General features: G+C 60.4%; 1 protein-coding gene. It reads left to right on the top strand.

Annotation, left to right across the window (positions count from 1 at the left end):
- Nucleotides 1-69: 69 nt before the first annotated feature.
- On the top strand, nt 70-761 hold a 692-nt coding region (locus LD110_RS23355; RefSeq protein WP_225502331.1), incomplete at its 3' end, for a hypothetical protein.

Below are 761 nucleotides of genomic sequence, written 5' to 3'. Positions count from 1 at the left end.
TTCAGCCTCGCTTCAGCCGGATCCGTCTTCCTGGATCTGCAAAACTGCTCCACGTACCTTCGCTGGACCGTGACAAACACTGACACGGGAATCACGCCAGCAGCAGGTTCCGGCTACTGCTACCAAGGCGACAAACAAATAGACAACCTTCCGGCGGGGCAGTACACGCTGGAGTTTGTGGGCACCAACGATTTTCAGGGGCAGTATTCGTTTGCGTTGATGCCGCTGGCAGTAAACAGTTTTGATGTGAGTCTGCCGGTGTCGGTGTCGAACGGGGTGCCGGCGGCGGGGGCGGGGAACCTGGAAACGAAGGGCTCCCACGACCAATACCGGTTCAACCTGGCCTCCCCTGGCGGGGTGTTCCTGGACCTGCAAAACTGCGCCACGTACCTTCGCTGGATCCTCACCATCACAGGATCTTCAGTGACAATCAACTCCGGGTACTGCTACCAGGGGGATAAGGAGGTCGGCAATCTTCCGGCGGGGCAGTACACGCTGGAGTTTGTGGGCACCAACGATTTTCAGGGGCAGTATTCGTTTGCGTTGATGCCGGTCGATGTGCAGAGCTTTGATGTGAGCCTGCCGGTGTCAGTGTCGAACGGGGTGCCGGCGGCGGGGGCGGGGAACCTGGAAACGAAGGGCTCCCACGACCAGTACCGGTTCAGCCTGGCCTCCCCTGGCGGGGTGTTCCTGGACCTGCAAAACTGCACCACGTACCTTCGCTGGACCCTCACCAACACAAGCACCGGCGCCAGCCCGGC

Source organism: Arthrobacter sp. M4 (genome assembly GCF_020251205.1).
Classification (GTDB): Bacteria; Actinomycetota; Actinomycetes; order Actinomycetales; family Micrococcaceae; genus Arthrobacter.
This window is presented reverse-complemented; position numbering and strand designations above follow the sequence as displayed.